16 protein-coding genes are annotated in these 16,338 nt (G+C 48.1%); 9 read left to right on the plus strand and 7 right to left on the minus strand.

Annotation, left to right across the window (positions count from 1 at the left end):
• The first annotated feature begins 11 nt into the window (after window positions 1-11).
• From AU14_RS00940 to AU14_RS18465, 3 genes are read left to right on the plus strand one after another with little or no spacing between them, the layout of a single operon-like run.
• A complete protein-coding gene (locus tag AU14_RS00940) occupies window positions 12-1,085 on the plus strand; it encodes a glycosyltransferase (RefSeq protein ID WP_148312694.1) in 1,074 nt (357 codons plus the stop codon).
• Window positions 1,082-2,188, plus strand: coding sequence for a glycosyltransferase (locus AU14_RS00945; protein ID WP_041338243.1), 1,107 nt, complete (start codon window positions 1,082-1,084; stop codon window positions 2,186-2,188). Before AU14_RS00940 ends, AU14_RS00945 begins: the two co-directional genes overlap by 4 nt.
• Window positions 2,185-2,988, plus strand: a complete 804-nt coding sequence (locus AU14_RS18465; protein WP_052471903.1) for a phenylacetate--CoA ligase family protein — start codon at window positions 2,185-2,187, stop codon at window positions 2,986-2,988. Before AU14_RS00945 ends, AU14_RS18465 begins: the two co-directional genes overlap by 4 nt.
• Here the strand turns inward: AU14_RS18465 and AU14_RS19470 are convergent.
• Window positions 2,985-3,125 (minus strand): hypothetical protein, encoded by a 141-nt coding sequence (locus AU14_RS19470; protein ID WP_158498300.1) that lies wholly within the window; start codon window positions 3,123-3,125, stop codon window positions 2,985-2,987. The two genes, AU14_RS18465 and AU14_RS19470, sit on opposite strands and share 4 nt — an antisense overlap.
• A 386-nt stretch (window positions 3,126-3,511) precedes the next feature.
• Between AU14_RS19470 and AU14_RS00955 the strand changes: the two genes are divergently transcribed.
• The 4 genes from AU14_RS00955 (at window position 3,512) to AU14_RS00970 (ending at window position 7,446) form a co-directional block, all read left to right on the plus strand.
• Window positions 3,512-4,195, plus strand: coding sequence for a glycosyltransferase family 2 protein (locus AU14_RS00955; protein WP_052471905.1), 684 nt, complete (start codon window positions 3,512-3,514; stop codon window positions 4,193-4,195).
• Window positions 4,196-4,417: 222 nt separating this feature from the next.
• Window positions 4,418-5,392 (plus strand): polysaccharide deacetylase family protein, encoded by a 975-nt coding sequence (locus AU14_RS00960; RefSeq protein WP_094191114.1) that lies wholly within the window; start codon window positions 4,418-4,420, stop codon window positions 5,390-5,392.
• Between the two features lie 499 nt (window positions 5,393-5,891).
• Window positions 5,892-6,689, plus strand: a complete 798-nt coding sequence (locus AU14_RS19270; RefSeq protein ID WP_148312695.1) for a phenylacetate--CoA ligase family protein — start codon at window positions 5,892-5,894, stop codon at window positions 6,687-6,689.
• Window positions 6,679-7,446 carry a CapA family protein gene (locus AU14_RS00970; RefSeq protein WP_041338248.1) on the plus strand — a complete coding sequence of 256 codons (768 nt, stop codon included), beginning with the start codon at window positions 6,679-6,681 and terminating at the stop codon, window positions 7,444-7,446. Before AU14_RS19270 ends, AU14_RS00970 begins: the two co-directional genes overlap by 11 nt.
• Before the next feature lie 330 nt (window positions 7,447-7,776).
• On the opposite strand, the gene AU14_RS00980 is transcribed toward AU14_RS00970, so the two are convergent.
• Both AU14_RS00980 and AU14_RS19275 read right to left on the minus strand, forming a co-directional pair.
• The gene (locus tag AU14_RS00980; RefSeq protein WP_041338250.1) at window positions 7,777-8,970 is read right to left on the minus strand and encodes a glycosyltransferase family 4 protein; all 1,194 of its coding nucleotides are present in this window, start codon (window positions 8,968-8,970) and stop codon (window positions 7,777-7,779) included.
• A 51-nt stretch (window positions 8,971-9,021) separates the two neighbouring features.
• Window positions 9,022-10,059: a hypothetical protein gene (locus AU14_RS19275; protein WP_148312696.1), complete on the minus strand. Its 1,038-nt coding sequence runs from the start codon at window positions 10,057-10,059 to the stop codon at window positions 9,022-9,024.
• Window positions 10,060-10,168: 109 nt separating this feature from the next.
• On the opposite strand from AU14_RS19275, the gene AU14_RS00990 reads away from it, so the two are divergent.
• Both AU14_RS00990 and AU14_RS01000 read left to right on the plus strand, forming a co-directional pair.
• The gene (locus AU14_RS00990; protein ID WP_158498301.1) at window positions 10,169-11,386 is read left to right on the plus strand and encodes a glycosyltransferase family 4 protein; all 1,218 of its coding nucleotides are present in this window, start codon (window positions 10,169-10,171) and stop codon (window positions 11,384-11,386) included.
• Between the two features lie 444 nt (window positions 11,387-11,830).
• The gene (locus AU14_RS01000; RefSeq protein ID WP_041338256.1) at window positions 11,831-12,700 is read left to right on the plus strand and encodes an O-antigen ligase family protein; all 870 of its coding nucleotides are present in this window, start codon (window positions 11,831-11,833) and stop codon (window positions 12,698-12,700) included.
• 307 nt (window positions 12,701-13,007) lie between these two features.
• On the opposite strand, the gene AU14_RS18475 is transcribed toward AU14_RS01000, so the two are convergent.
• From AU14_RS18475 to AU14_RS01020, 4 genes are all read right to left on the minus strand, one after another.
• Entirely contained in the window at window positions 13,008-13,679 is a 672-nt protein-coding gene (locus AU14_RS18475) for a glycosyltransferase family A protein (protein ID WP_052471906.1), read from the minus strand.
• Window positions 13,680-13,798: 119 nt separating this feature from the next.
• A complete protein-coding gene (locus tag AU14_RS19475) occupies window positions 13,799-13,975 on the minus strand; it encodes a hypothetical protein (protein ID WP_158498302.1) in 177 nt (58 codons plus the stop codon).
• Between the two features lie 71 nt (window positions 13,976-14,046).
• Window positions 14,047-15,318 (minus strand): lipopolysaccharide biosynthesis protein, encoded by a 1,272-nt coding sequence (locus AU14_RS01015; RefSeq protein ID WP_041338260.1) that lies wholly within the window; start codon window positions 15,316-15,318, stop codon window positions 14,047-14,049.
• 1 nt (window position 15,319) lies between these two features.
• Window positions 15,320-16,297: a glycosyltransferase family 2 protein gene (locus AU14_RS01020; protein ID WP_041338262.1), complete on the minus strand. Its 978-nt coding sequence runs from the start codon at window positions 16,295-16,297 to the stop codon at window positions 15,320-15,322.
• Between the last annotated feature and the right edge of the window lie 41 nt (window positions 16,298-16,338).

Here is a 16,338-nt window from a genome sequence, read left to right on the forward strand (position 1 = left end):
GCGCGGAAAGAATGCTTCTGACGCTGGTTGGCGAACAGGTTGCCAGAGGGCTTTCCCCCTTGATTCTCAGCGTTGGTGAGTCTGCGGCGGATGACAAACCTCTGGAAGTGGAGGCCCGCCGCCTCGGCTTGCCGGTGAAGGCATGGCGAATGGCGCCCGGTTTCAATCTGAGAGAATCGTGGAGCATCATTCGATGGGCGCGGCGAGAGCAGTACCAACTGATGCACTCACATGGCTACAAGTTTAATGTTTTGATGGGAATATGGCCTGAAGCCCTTCGAAAAATTCCCTTGATGACAACGCTTCATGGCTACGTGCGCGCAAGCAGGTTCACCAAATCGTGGTTCTACGAGGCTCTGGATCGATTAGTTCTGGGGCAGATGCGCCAGGTAGTGCTGGTCTCGGAAGCCATCCGTTTTCAAATCCCCGGTCGAATTGCCAGGTCAAACCGGGTAAGCGTAGTTATGAACGGTCTCAATACAGAGTCTGTGCGGCACCAAGCGACTCAGTCATTGGGAGCTGAGCTTGATGATTTTCTGGTAAACGGGCACCCGGTGATTCTCGGGGTTGGTCGGCTGTCGCCGGAAAAGGGGTTTGACCGGCTCATCGGCGCCTTCCGGATACTTCTCTCTCATTATCCTGAGGCCCAGTTGGTTATCGTGGGTGAAGGGAAACAGAGAGACGCACTGGAGCAGCAAGTTGCTGAATCCAAACTAAGCGACCATGTCTGTTTTCCGGGCTATATTGAACAGGTAGCCGCTTTGATGAAGCGGACGAGTGTTTTATGCATTCCGTCTCTCACTGAAGGATTGCCCATAACCTTGCTTGAGGCAATGTCGCTTGGTGTGCCCGTTGTGGCCAGCGATGTCGGTGAGATCAGCAACGTGTTGGGTGATCAGAAGGGGGGCATTGTGTTCCGTTACGAATCGCCTTCTGCGCTGGCAGAAATGTTGGTTGCTGCAATAGAGGATCGCAACAACACGAGCGCTCGGGCCCGGTGGTCTGAGCAGCGAGTAGAGCAGGCCTTTTCCGGGCACGCGATGATGGAGCATTACCTGAAGATCTATCAGCAGGTACTGGCATGAAGCTGGCCATCATCATGGACCGCTACGACAGCCCCTACGCGGGCACAGAGAGTCAGGTTCTTAAACTCGTAGAAGGACTTACCGCCCGGGGCTGGAGCATTCGCTTTGCTGTATTTCGAAGTACGGATTTCACCCTAAGCGATCAGTTTTCAGTGCCTGTTGAGCACCTCGGGGTGCAAAGCATGTCTAGCCCGAAAAGCTGGTGGAAGGTCTACCAATACGCCAGATCTATTCGTCGCCAGGGCTATACTCTGGTGCATGTATTCTTCAACGATGCCTCGGTTATCTGCCCTCCCATGATGGGCCTGGCTGGAATCAAAACCGTGATTTCCCGGCGTGATATGGGGTTTTGGTACACACCGAAGTACCTTCGAGCATTGCGATTAACTGGTCGATGGGTGAGTGCTGCAGTTTGCAACAGTCGGGCTGTTGCCGAAATTACTTTACGACAGGAACAGCTCGAGACTGACCGGGTACACGTTATTTATAACGGGTATCCGGATGCCAGCACCTTAGCAGATTCGCCCTTGAACAATAGCGAAGTGCCTGGCTGCCCTGTGATTATTGGCATTGTTGCGAATCTCAGGCCGATCAAGCGTATTTTCGATCTGATAGAGGCTGTCGCACGCCTGGTCTCCGGCGGGTTTCCCGTGGAATTGCATATCGTCGGGGGTGGCGACCAGAAACCCTACATGTCGAAGATTCAGGAGCTTGGTATTGAAGCCAGCGTTTCTCTAATTGGCAGTCAGCCTGATGCGGAGCGCTACATTCAGACATTCGACATAGCTGTTTTGTGTTCTGAAACCGAGGGATTTTCTAACGCAATCATTGAATACATGCGTTGCGCAAAGCCCGTGGTATGCACTCAAACCGGCGGCAATCCTGAAATTGTGGAAGACGGCGTCACCGGTTATTTAGTGCCCGTGGGTGATGTTGACACGCTAACGGAGAGGCTCCGCCACTTGATTGAAATGCCGGACTTGAGGGTAAGCATGGGTAAGGCCGGTCAAGAACGAATCCATTCACGTTACTCACTTGCCGATATGCTGAACCGGCATATTGATGTCTACGACCGCATTGCGCCTGAGGTGATGAATTCATGATGCAGGCCCTGTCTAAACATCTTTTTTATCCGTTGTGGGATCTGAAGGATCGCAGCCACCGGCTCCAAGAGTGGAAGCAGCTCGAAGAGCAGCAATGGTGGCCTCAGCAACGGGTGCTGTGCGAACAATGGAAGCGTCTGCAGGCCATGCTGGAATACGCAAGTCATCACAGCCCTTTTTACCGAGAAGTATTTGCTACCAGTGGAGTAAAGCCACAAAACGTAAAAACGGAGGCTGATCTCCAGCGCTTACCTGTGACAACAAAACAGGATATTCGTAACCAGTTGGACAGGTTCATCAGCGACGAATACGACAAAAGCGCATTGATCTCCGCGAAAACGGGAGGCTCGACCGGCGTTTCTCTCAGCCTCTTTTTTGACGAGGCCTGCCAGGAAAGGCGCAACGCCGCGCAACTATTGGCGGATCGTTGGTCAGGCTGGGATCTGGGCATCAAGAAAGCTGCAATCTGGGGCAACCCGCCGGTGCCAACAACTTTGAAGCAGAAGCTGCGCCACCATCTATTAGATCGCGTTATTTACCTCGACACCATGAATATGAATGACCACTCCATGGCGGAATTTGTCGAACGATGGCGAGCAGAGCAGCCAGGTGCGGTATTCGGGCACGCGCATTCGATCTATCTGTTTGCCCGTTATCTGAAAAAACATCAGATAACCGATTGCCGGCCGAAAGGCATAGTCGCGACATCCATGATGCTCCTCAACCATGAGCGTACCTTGATTAACGAAGCATTCGGATGTGAGGTCACGAATCGCTATGGATGTGAGGAGGTAGCTTAATCGCCTGTGAATGCGAACACCATCGAGGAATGCACCTGAATCTGCCGCATGTATACGTGGAGCTTCTGGATACCGACGACCAGCCAGTAAAGCCCGGTGAGCCCGGAAAAATTGTAGTCACGGATCTTAATAACCACGGTATGCCATTAATTCGGTATCGAGTTGAAGACATGGGCGTTTACTCAGAGAAGTCGTGCCCATGTGGCAGAGGGTTTCCGATGCTTGAGCGCCTCGAAGGGCGAGTCGCGGACTTTCTGAAGCTACCCGATGGAGGCCAGGTTGCCGGGATATCGTTGGTAGAGCGCACGCTAACCAGGGTGCCCGGTGTGGAGCAGATGCAGCTAGTACAGGATCGACTCGACCGCGTATCAGTTAACCGAGTGAGGGGAAGTGATTTCACCGAAGAAACAGATGCACTGCTAATAAGTGCTATGCGGGAAGTATTCGATGAACGAGTGGCACTGGAAGTTGTGGATGTGTCCAGAATCCCCCAGGAGCCCTCAGGAAAATACCGGTTTTCAATATGCAAAGTATAAATAATAGCGGTGAACCTCTGATCAGCGTCGTTATTGCTACGTTCAACATGGGCCAGTATCTTCCAGATGCTGTGGATTCTGTGTTGGCCCAGAGTTGGGAAAATCTGGAAGTCATTGTTGTGGATGATGGATCAACGGATGACACGGCTGATCAAATGGCTCGGTTTAAAACTGACCCACGGGTTCGGTACATTCAGACCGAAAATCGGGGGCAACCCAGGGCCAAGAATCGAGGGTTACAAGAAGCAAAGGGGAATTTTATTGCGTTTTGCGATGCTGACGATCTTTGGCATCCGGATAAGTTAAGAATCCAGGTCCCTATGTTTGAAGATGATACGGTAGGTGTGGTTTACAGTGATGTTTCCTATATCGACCAGAACGGCGACGGTCTGAGTAAACCTCAGCCTTATAGAAGGCACAGTGGGAGAGTAACCAATCAATTGGTGATCAAAAACTTTGTTCCTTTTGGAACGGCTGTCATTCGCCGGGCGTGCATTGAAAGAAATGGCGGTTTTGACGAAGCACTGGCGATGGGGATTGATTGGGATCTCTGGTTAAGATACTCGGTCGACTGGAAGTTTCAGTATTCACCTGAAAAACCTATGTGTACCGAATATGGCCTGGGCAGATGTCTAGCAATTATCGCGGTAGATATCACAACGCCTTCCTGATTCTAGATAAATTTTTGAACCTCCATCCGAATGCGCTTCCTAAATCGCTAATTTCGAGAGCCTGGGCAGACATGTATGTAAGTCGTGGAATGGCAATCGCCGTTGCTGAGAAAACTTTTGCCGAGCCTTTGAGAGATATCTTGGCAGGATTGCGTCGCGATACAAGATACTGGCGGGCTTGGCGTTCATTGGCAAAATTGATTTTGCGTAGGGTGTAGATCCATGACGCTGAACCAGTTTGTTTACCGAACATCACGTCCTTTGGGTTCACTAAAGCTGGCCAGGTTCCTATCCCGAAACCACCCAAAAATCCTGATGTATCACAGAGTCACTGATGATCCTGAGGGCGATGGACTACCCATATCGCAATTCAGGAAACACATCGCAATTATTAAAAAAAGTTTCTTCCCAATGACTTTGCGAGATTTATTGGCAGCTCATGAAAACAGATCGGTTCCGAAAAATGCCGTGGTGATTACATTTGATGACGGTTACGCAGATTTTGCTGACTTGGCTTTTCCTATTCTTGAAGAAGAAAAGGTTCCAGCAACCCTTTTCGTAACCACCGGTTTCGTGAACGGAGATATTTGGTTGTGGCCAGACCAAATCAAATACGCTATTGAAAATGCGGTGGTGCGTAGTCTAGATGTTCCCGAATTAAATCAGAAACTGAATTTCGAAAAGGAGCCCCATCGTTGTTGGAATGCAATTGCCGATTTCTGTATCACAGTTCCGAATGATAGAAAACTAAAATTCATAAACGAGCTTTTTTATAGATTGGAAGTTACTAAACCTAATGTTGTACCTGATCAATTCAGGCCTCTTTCCTGGGCAAAAATAAAATCGATGGTGGAAAAAGGATTAGATGTTGGTAGTCATTCCATTAGTCACCCAATTCTAACTCAGCTTAGCGACGACGAGTTAGCCCGAGAAATACGCGAATCGAGGGAAATGTTAAGAGATGAGATTAATATGGAGGTTGATATATTCTGCTATCCGAATGGAGGTAAGGACGATTTTGATAGGCGGGTTCAGAACTGTATAACCCATTCTGGGTATCGTTACGCGGTATCCGCTTTTCCAGATAAAGCGCCTATATCCGATGAGCTATGTATTAATCGATATCCAGTGGGACCAAAGCTAGATATGTTTGAGAAGAATGTTTTTGGGTTCTCATATCTTGCAATGATGACTTAGTGTGAAAGATATCCTTACTTTTCGAAAATCACTGAGACGATTGATAACCTTATCCTTCTATCGAGCTATAGGGCTTCGAGTTAGATTTTGGCGACTCGAAATAGAGCGAATATGGAGACTTGAAAGCAGAGAATACTATATTTATTTGGATAGTGTTCTGAAGTTTACTCTGCCGAAAGACAGCAAAGGGTCCGTTGTTCGGTCAATGGCTACCGTAAAACAAGCTCCAATTTTAACTAAACAGACCCTTAACAGCAGAAATAATCGGAACACTTCTACCAGATTTTCTTTTTCCCGGTTTACTTCAGGAACTAGCGGGACAAGAACTGACGTGCATCTAACAAAGGAAGAGTTGAGCCGGATGCTTGCGGTGCGTGATTACTGTTTCAGAAATTCTAGTGTGAAACTTGGAGACCGCGAGGCTCGTATTTGGGGCGTTAACGTTCCAAATTTAGCGAGCCGAATAAAGGATTGGATGCTCCATCGAAGGTCCTTCTGTGTGACTAACAAATCGTCCTCATATGTGATTGAAAAGCTGGTAAAGTGGCAACCAGATTATATTTATGGCTATTCCTCTTCAATATTGGCCCTTGCAAACTATTTAATCGATAGGAAAATCACAATTTCAAAGGTCAAGCTGATTGTCTGCACTGCAGAGCAGGTTTTGCCAGCCCAAAAGAAAATTATTAGTCAAGCCTTCGGAACGAATGTTGTGGAGGAATACGGTTTGACTGAGTTCGATATTGTCGGATTTGAGGATTCTAAGGGCGATCTCAGGATTGTAAATCCATGGTTAATTGCAGAGTCAGAGTCAGAGACGGATACGATTGTTATTTCGGATGTTTACAGAACGAGCCAATCTTACGTTCGATACCAAACTGGTGATATCGGAAGAGTCGAAAGCAAAACACCGTCAGGTCTTGGTGGTGCGAAAGTCGTAAAATGCCTTCAAGGCCGAGTAGGCGATAGGCTTGTATATGGAAATCTTGGTGATTCGTTCCATGCCTCAGAAATTTCTCGAGCGATGAATTCTTATTTTGCTAGTGGGGGCGCAGTTCTGGATTTTACTGTTGTTCAATTGATTAAAGGTGAATGTTTCCTCCATGTTAACATTGAGCCTGATATCGGCTTAAGCGCATTGTGCCGACAGTTGTCCGAAAGTTTGAAAAAACGTACAACCGTATCTTTAGAGGTCTTGCCAGGCACAATTGGCGAATTGGAAAAACTGAAGAACAAGCGCAGTTATTTTATTCAATGCGTTGGAAAACCTGCGGGGAGTATCCCACGTGAAACTTGATATCAATGCTGTGGGTGACATATCCCTTGGCGATCACCCTGTCTGCGCAGGGCATGGCATGCGTAGTGTTCTGGGGCGTGAGGGGTTGAATGTCTTTCGCGCTGTGGTATCTGAAATAGAAAATGCAGATATCAACCTTTGTAACATAGAAACCGTGGCCTCAAATATAGGGTTTAGTCAGTTTTGGTTGCCTTCATTTGAAATGCGAGGTGACCCTGCCCAACTGTCGACAGTAAAAAATGCCGGATTCAATGTTTTCGGAGTTGCTAATAACCATGCAATGCAGCATGGAGAAGAAGCCTTTGAGGATATGATCGCGAGTATTTCTAAGACCGGTGCGTCATTGGTCGGCATTGATCTAGGCGAAGGTCGGACGGCGGTTCGGGAATTTGAACATGAAAGTGGTGAAATCAGCGCCATATTTGCGGTCTCAATAAGACCGGAGGAGTGGACGAAAGAGCGGCCAGTACCCTATTCGTTACGGGAGTCAACGGACTCACTGCTCTGTGAAGTAAGTGAGCTTCGCCAGCGCTACTCTGGATTTCTGGTATGTTCTATACACTGGGGACTTGAGTTTTTGGACTATCCCGCACCCGGCCAGATTGAATTAGGAAGACGTTTGGTGGACGCCGGGGTTGATGTGGTGTTCGGTCATCATCCGCATGTACTCCAGCCTGTTGAGCGTTATAAAAATGGTTTGATCTTTTATTCATTGGGTAACTTTGTTTTTGACCTTTGGCTGAGTCAACTAAGTTGACTGCCATCGCTAAGGTGAGACTAGAGAAGGGAATGCTGCCCGAATACGAAATAGTTCCAGTAAAAATTTGCAGTGACCTAAAGTTGCGTAAAGCGATCGATACGGATTCTAAGAGAATACGGGCAATGATGTCGTGGCGTCACTTTGAGGGTCTTTCTGATGTGCCGAAAACAGATATTGAATATGAAAGTCGCTACAAAAAGGCGAGAATTGCCTTTCGCTATTCTAGTTATAGGTACTTCTTGACAAATATTCAAAAATACCCTTTCAGATTCCTAGTGCAGTCTTTGGCCAGAACGGGCATTAGGCGATTGTTGGGCAGGTAAAGCGCTACCCAGGTTCGCTTAGGTTTGCACACGCCTTATAGAGACGTTGTTCATCCTGTTTCCAGTTATAAAGTTTCTGAATGGAAGCGTTGCCGTTATTGCCATATTTTTGCCTAATCTGTGGGTCCTGTAATTCTTTTAGGCACTGCGCTATCGTCTGAGGTGTCGTGTCGCGTGCGATAACGCCACAATCTGTTGTTTTTACAATACGTTGAATTGGAATGACTGGTGTCGTAAGGACTGGCAAACCGGCAAGCATATAGTCGAAAATTTTATTTGGAATGGTATGATTCCAATGCCCACAAACTCGGTATGTCAGCGCTCCAACATTTGCTCGGGTCATGAGCTTATCTACGTCTTCTTGTTCCAGCCAGCCATGGAGTCTGATGTTTTTCTCCAGTCCGGCATCACTAATCATTGTCTCAAGCTCTTTAAAACTATCACCTTTACCAACGATATCAATATATAGACAGTCTTTGTCTGTTTGGTTTCTGAGGAATTCCTCGGCTCCGGAAATCAATAGATCCAGCCCTCTCAACTTTGTTAAGAAACCAACATAAACCAAGAAAAGTGTCGTACCCTGATGTTCCTTGGTATTTTGATTAAATTTATCTTCGTGCGGTGTATTACTAACAATGGTTATCTTGGATGGCAGTACTCCCTTTCGAAGCAGACGGTCGCGTGACTCCTCAATCATAACGAGAGTCTGATCGACTTTGGGAAGGACAGAATCTTCGTAGTGTGAAGCAACTCTCGAGTTTTTAAGGAGTTTGTGGGGCCAGCCACGCTTTGAAAACTGGGCCGATGATGCATACATCTCAGGATAGACTTCTGCCATATCATATATGACTTTTAAGTTAAGTAGTTTTCCGACCAGCAGTGCCGACTTGACCAGTGGTAGGTCCCTTACAATTAATATGCCACTTCCGGCCCTACTTACTGTCGTGAGTATTGTGTACAGCCAGAGCGGATTAAACCACACTGGAATATTTAAAAATTTTTGCACAGCCGTTGGCCACCAGCTGGTTCTCGGCAGACGTCGAATCTGATAGCCATCATGGATCTCATGTTGATCTTTCTGGTCTAGGTTTCTACATATGACAGTGACATCGTAGTCAGCTTTGCTCAGGCTTACGGCGATTTTCTCAACTCGTACATCCCAAGGATAATCTTCTTTATAGATAAGAAAAGCTTTCAAGAAACAGTCCTTGTTTAACGGCGCCTTGATTGGGGGTTGTTGATAGAAGCTTTACTCTATACTGACTCCTTGAGGTTTATTTGGGCATTTTTCGCAAAGTGGAAAACCTGATGGCGTGACATTGCCGTCTTCATCGAAAACATAGACATAGAGGCTCTCGGAAGGGTCGAGGGACAAATAGTTTAACTTCACGGAAATAGTCCCATCGCTCCAACTCAATGGTGTGAGCACTTCTCTTCGGCTTGTGGGGGACCACGTCGCGCTATCTGATAATTCTACCCTTGCAGGAGTGGGGGCAACGTAAATGTCGGTCATCCGAAAGGCATAGTTGCCATAGTTGTTCGCAATGCTCGGATCAAAGCCAACAAGGGCGAGTGACAGTCCTTCCGATGTGCTTGCTTTACGAAAATTGCTAACGTCTTGTGTAACTTGGCCATTCAGCCAAGCAGTTATTTTATTTTTTGAACTATCTACTAAAATTTCCAGTTTATTCCACTGATTTTCCGCAGGTTGTGTTGTTCCCCAGCTTGTTTCAGAGCCTCCGCTTTGACCAGAGTACGTCATATGCATTTGTGTCCAAGATATGCGGGTACCCTCGCCGTCAGACCTATCCCAAATTCTCGCGAACTTGTTCGATCCACCACTGTCCGCGCGTTGATTTGGTTTAAACCACCAACTGGCATATAGCTTTTGATTACCCGCACCTTCAAGGCTTCTGGGGTATCCGAGGTACGACTTTACTTCGCCGTAATAAATCGCGGCACTTTTGTCAGTTCTAAGATCGCCACTTTTCTCAATGGTTACAGGATTGCCCCATTGGTTCGTGTCTTGGGTCCAAGGGCCGTTATCAACAGGAACATCCGAACCCGAACTGAGGCTACTATACTCAGTTTGGTTAGAGACGTGATCATAGGTAACTTGATCGGTGTTGAGGGAGGTAAAGCCAGAGCCCGAGATAGTTATACTTCCGCCCTCTTGGATGTCACCGTCGACTGAAGTTATTCTTGGAGAAGCTTCCGTTGCTAACGGAAAGCTTAAGGCTAAGGCGATTGCGACGTTGGAAGCTCGTCTCTGTATTTGCGGTATCATTGCATACCTCGGTATCATTCAAAGAGATCGTACTGTTAGCCAATTGATGGTGAGTAAGTCCTTGTAAGCCACCGTGTTTACAAAGTCTACACCAATCTGGTGCCCGCTCTTGGAACGAATTGGCATAAACAAGGATGACATTTTGGTGCGAGCGAATAGCGGCTCAGTCTGTGATGGTAAAAAGTGTAAAGTCTTGTTGGTCGTGCGCTGGCCGGTAGGCGGGATACGTACGTTTCTCAAGTATTTGGTGACGTTTTTCCCGTCGGATCGTTATGAGTTTTCTATCATTGGCAGCTCGACGGAAGGCATGGCCGCATTGAAAGCCGATCTTGGTGAGTTTGTTGCCAACTGGGAGTTAATTCCCACGGATGGCAACGAAATGCGCGGTTTTCTAAGTGCTGTCTGGAATCTTGATAGGGAGCATCGATTTGATTTGATTCATGCTCATGGTTTCACGTCTGTAATATCGTGCCTTGTCGCTGCCTTGGCAACGAGCAGTCCTTTAATTTGCACTTCTCATGATGTCCTGAATAATCAGCAATTTTCCGGGATAAGTGGCCGAATAAAGAAATTAATTCTGGGAGCAGCGTTACTTAGGTGTAAGTTGGTTCATTCGGTTTCACGCGATGCCGAGACAAACCTATTAAGTCACTTTCCCGTCATACATCACAGAAGCCTAGTCGTTGAAAACGGCGTTGACACCTCCTCATTTGCGACAGCGGTTCGTACCGACCTCCACGAAACATTTTCGATCGATCCAGCGGCGAAATTGATCGGTTTTTTCGGCAGGTTTATGGGGCAGAAAGGATTTAAATATCTAGTTTCAGCAATCGAAATTATTCAATCTAGGGAAGTTCACCCGTCTTTGCATGTAGTCTGTTTCGGTTCAGGGGCTTTTATTCGAGAGGAGCAAGCGGAGATTAAGCGCCGTGGGCTTGACCACTGCTTTACGTTTGCACCGTTTATGGCGGACGTATCCGGTGCGATGAAAGGGTGTGACGTCATTGCAATGCCGTCACTATGGGAGGCTTGTCCTCTTCAACCCATGGAAGCTCTTTGTGCGGGCGTTCCTTTCGTTGGGACTAACTGCATTGGGTTACGAGAGGTGCTTGATGGTACTCCGGCTGTTGTGGCGGAGGCGGCTGACGCGGAGAGTTTGGCTAAGGGCATTTTGAATGCATTGAACCAGGGACGCGAAGCATTTGAGGAGTTTGTGCCACAGGCAATAGAGCGGTTCGATGCAAGGACAACCGCTCAGGCGTCTATGATATGTATGAAAAGGTTTTACGTTAATGCGCCGGCTTATTTGGCGGGAAACGAGTGGTAGGGAAGCCGGCGAGCGCGAAACGCATTTCGCATTTATCCTTTTCTTAATCTATCTCGCTAGCTTCTTCCTTCGCTTACCGGCAAGAATTCCGGCTCTCGGTTTCATACGGTTCGATTTTTTGCTTGTCGGCACGATCACCTTTTTCGTTCTGAGTAATCAGTCAACAAAGGGGTCGCGACTGGACGATGCGTCGAAATTCCTCCTGGCAATATTTATTTATTCTATTATTACCTTACCGCTGGTGGAGTGGCCTGGCTCTGTTGTAAACAATGGCATGGTAGCTTTTATCAAGGGCGCGATTTTTTACTTTTTCACCGTGAACTTAGTAACTAACGAACACCGACTTAGGTGGGTACTCGGCGTATTCGTGGGATGTAACCTCATCCGGGTGCTTGAGCCTTAGTTCTTCATCTAACCACAGGTTATCTGGGCTCTGCGACGCACTTGGGCGCTGGCGAGTTCGCCGGCCGTTTATCCGGGGCCCCGTTTGATACGATTAATCCCAATGGCCTAGCTTTCGTAATCGCCACGGTTATTCCGTTTTTACACTATGTTTTTGCACCATCCGGCAAGAAAGCCTTTGCTGTCTATTTGGTCTTGATTCCAATTCTGCTTTATACCATGGGGCTAACTTTGTCTCGATCTGGTGTATTGGCGCTCGGAATCATTGCTTTTGGCATCTGGTGGAAAAGCAGTCGGAAAACGCTACTGATTGTGCTTGGGCTGGCAGCCCTTGCAATAATTTTTACCACCCTGAATGATGTACAGAAAGATCGATATCTATCCATTGTGAGCGACGATGCGAAGCAGTCCGCGTCAGCTCAGGGTCGGTTCAACGGTTGGGCTTCTGACTTTAAGGTTGCTTTAAATCGTCCGGTTATAGGACATGGCTTGGGAACCTCCAGGGAGGCTAATTGGAATGTGGCTGGCAAGGACCAGATTTCACATATTCTGTGGGCTGAGATCTGGCAGGAAATCGGCCTGATTGGGTTTGTCCTATTCGTGCTCTATTTGGTCGCAATGATTAAAAATTTCAAGGAGGCAGCGGGGTTAATCAAACAGCATCTGTCGACCAATGATTTTCTGTATCGCGCGAATCAGGCTATGCAAGTTTGGCTACTAATGAATTTACTGTTCAGCTTTGCGAGCTATGGGCTTAAAAGTTATGAGTGGTACTTGTTTGGTGGTTTGTCTGTGGCCCTTTTAAACGCGGTGCGTGCTCGCATTGCTCAAACTGCTAATTCTGATTTGCCAGTTGTGGCAGGAGTTTCTGTTAAAGGCCAGAGGTTCCCCCTTGCGCGGAAGGTTAGATGAATCATTGGTGAAGAAAATGATTACTGCTAGCAAGAGCTTTTGTTTGGGCTGAGCCCGCCCAGAAACAGCTTAATACCTTGTCGAATATCATGGTTCAGATCTGATATAGAACGCGGTGGGAGAGTGTCTCGATATAATGCAAATGCTGCATTAAATTCGTCTTTATTGATTAAACAGGTTTGCAGATCTCTTCGGTACCTCTGCGCCCTTTGACCCAGGCGCTTGGACAGTGCTGGATCGCTCTCATAATCTGCCAGTGAGAGCCTGCTGGCAATCAGGTTTCGGAGCATTCGTTCTGTATCACCGCTCATGTTTGAATCATGCAATCGTCGCTCAAAGAACACCTCGGGGAGGACCACGGCTGATCCATGAGTAGCTGTGCGGTATATGAGGTCGAAATCTTCACAGGCCTTGAGTCAGTGTTGAACCCGCCTTCCGAGACAACAACAGACGTCCTGAAAAGAGGAGAGGAAGCAATCGTAAAGTTCTCCTGGATCAGGATATCTCGGCATTCCTTGGTTGCGAGCAGGAAGCTGACACCTTGGGATTGTTCCAGATAGGGCCCAAGTGCTGGACAGGTCGAGAAGTGATCGGCTGATCGGCTTTCGCCGGTAAAGTTTCGATAATTTCCGACGCAGAGAACGGCGTCCGGATTCGCTTCCAGCTCGGCCACCTGGCGACTGATCTTGCCCGGCAGCATCCGGTCGTCAGCATCGAAAAAGGTAACGAATTCCCCCTTTGCCAACTCAAGTCCATGGTTCCGTGGTGCTGCGCAGCTGCCGCTATTTTGTTGATAGCGATAGTGAACACGTTGCCCCAGGGATTTCACGATTTCCGCAGTTCCATCGGTTGATCCATCATCAACAACTATGATCTCGAGCGGTGAATAGTCTTGGGCAATGATCGTTGCTAGTGTTTCTTGCAAGTAATCTTCAGCGTTATAGGCAGCTACGATCACTGTAACCAGAGGCTTGTTCATAGTATTTGCCTTGCTTTTTATTGCCTTCGCAAACGTTTGTTCTCGATAATTGGTATTGTACTGATAACGGCTGCCGACGTGGTATTTGGCGTTGATGGAAAAAAGGTGAACTGAAAACGCTATAAAAGCACTTTGAACCGGCGCCCCGGAATGAGTTTTCGTAGCTCATCCTTTTCGTGATTAGAAAAACCACATTTCATACCGAAGATCCCGGCGACGAACGCCATGGCCGCGCCATACGCCATGATTTTCGGGTAGCTATCGATAGTTATCTCGCCTGCAATCAGGTAATACATGGCAGCTATCGGAGCAATGATAGAAACAATTGGTCGAACCATACACCGATAGTACCCCGAAACCGGCATTTCTATAGCCTACAGGCAAAGTAGGGTAGTACGAGTAGTCGCAACAACAAAAGGGGTATCATGGTGCCAAGGGCCACGCCAATAAGTCCATAATATTGAACCAGCACAAGGCTGAGTGCTAGATTGAGGGCCACTTCAATCATGTCAATTTTGGCAACAATGCTGTGCTTGTTGGCAGCGTAAAGGGCCGAGTTTAGCGGATGATTTGCGAAACCAATCATTCGGCCCACAAGCAGGATGACCATCACCCAGTAGGCTTCTGCATAGTTTGCCCCCATCCACCGGTTGATGAACGCTTCGCCAAAAATAACCAGTCCGCCACCAGCAATCAGGGCAAGCACAAGGTTCAAACGTGTGACAAATTGCAGCTTGGTATGCAGTTCGGTTTTATCTTCCCGGGCATGGTAGGCCGTAAAAATAGGCACAAACATGTTGGTTGCCTGGCTCAGGAATTGGGCTACGTAATCCACAAGCCTTAGGCCAATAGCGTAGGGGGTTACGCTTGCCGCAGAGAGGAAACCGGCTACCACAAAATTATCGACGTTATTACGCATCTGGTAGGCGATGGCAATCACAAACGACCAGGCGCTGTACTGGAATAATTCTTTGCTCTTCTCGCCGGAGGCCAGTCCCCGGGAAAACTGAAGTTCGGGAAATGCGGCCCGGCAAATTAAGAAATACAGGAGGTTGGAAAGCCGGGCCGTACAGAAGGTGATGACAGCAAGAGCGATGACCCCATAGCCCTCGGAGATCGCCCACCAGGTCAACACAGCACCGATCAATGTCATTGCGATTCGGGTAAGAGCCACCTGGTGAAATCTGAGTTTTGCATTGGCTACGCCGGCGAGGGCGTTGAAGGGGAACTCCAGCGCCACAGATACGCCGATAATAAGCACTAGCCACTGCATGACATCTTTGGTTGCTGCGTCGTCCACAAATCCACGGGCAGCATAGCTGGCGATGATGCTTATCAGCACAATGACCACTGCGATTGCCGTGTAAATTGCCAGGGCCGTATTGATCGTTACGTTGGCTTGATGGTCATCTTTCAGGCCGAATGATCGGCTAACGTAGCGGGTGACCGCGCTCGCCATTCCCATATCGAAGAGGTGATAGGCCGCAGCCAGGCTTCCCACCACGGTCCAGATACCATACCAGTAGTCGCCGAGTTCATGGATCAGAAATGGCATCATGAAAAAAGCAACGACGATACTGACGAAGGTCTGCGACACCCGTGTGACGGAACCTTTCAGAAGCGCGATGGCGGTCGACATGTCAGTTATTCGAAGAGGTTTTGAGCTGCTTTAGCTTGCTCAAAACGGTCGCCGGGAGCCAGGCGAGTGCGAAGTAACGCAGCGTTCGACGATCAGGCTGTTTTTTCAGCGCTTCCAGAAATGATCTACGGGCTTCCTTCAGCTGGTATTGTGAAAAGTAGGAATAACCTGCCTCGAAATGGTATCTCCGAATTCTGTCGTCAAGTAATCGAATCGAATTTGCATCGTTGGCGTGGTAAAGCTTCATCTTTTCAATACAGGCAATTAATCCGGGGGCGCGGTCCTCAATTTTGCGTAAGGAAATGCTGCCCGAGCGAACCCGGTAGTGGTGATAGACATCCGGCGTGTAAGCGAAATCGTACCGGCTCGCGATTGCCTGCCACATGAGAAAATCGTCGGAATTACGGACGTCCTCATCAAAGTAGCCAACCGCATCAAACACGTCACGTCTTATGGCAACACCAGAGGTGCCCAAGTAGTTTGCAGACGCCAGCCCTTTTAATGCGGCGTTGGCCTTAATCAGAAAGCCATTTTCAGAGAGTTCAGTTTTGGGCAGGTTACTTAGGGTGTGGTAGGGCGCTAGGAAGTCGGGATTAATAATCCAGCCAGATTCATCAATGCAGGCAAACCCAGTGAACGCCAGTCCGGCGGAGGGCGCAAGCGTAAAAAGATCTACGGTTTTCTGGAGCTTGCCCGGAAGCATGACATCGTCTGAGTCAAAAATGAAAATGAGATCGCCGTGCGATTCGCGAATGGCCTTGTTTCGGGGGGCAGCGGGGCGTCCACTGTTGGCCTGGTAAAAATAGCGGATACGAGGATCTGCGAAGTTGTTGATTATCTGAGAGCTGTTATCTGTGGAGCCGTCATCCACGATAACAATCTCGTAATCTGTGAAAGACTGAACAAGAATTGAGCGAAGGGTTTCGCCGATGTAGCTCTCGGCGTTGAAGACAGGAATGATGATGGAGGCCTTGGGCATACGCGTCCTTGCCATTGCAAACGTATTTTATGATCGCCTCG

This window comes from Marinobacter similis, assembly GCF_000830985.1.
GTDB classification, from domain to species: domain Bacteria; phylum Pseudomonadota; class Gammaproteobacteria; order Pseudomonadales; family Oleiphilaceae; genus Marinobacter; species Marinobacter similis.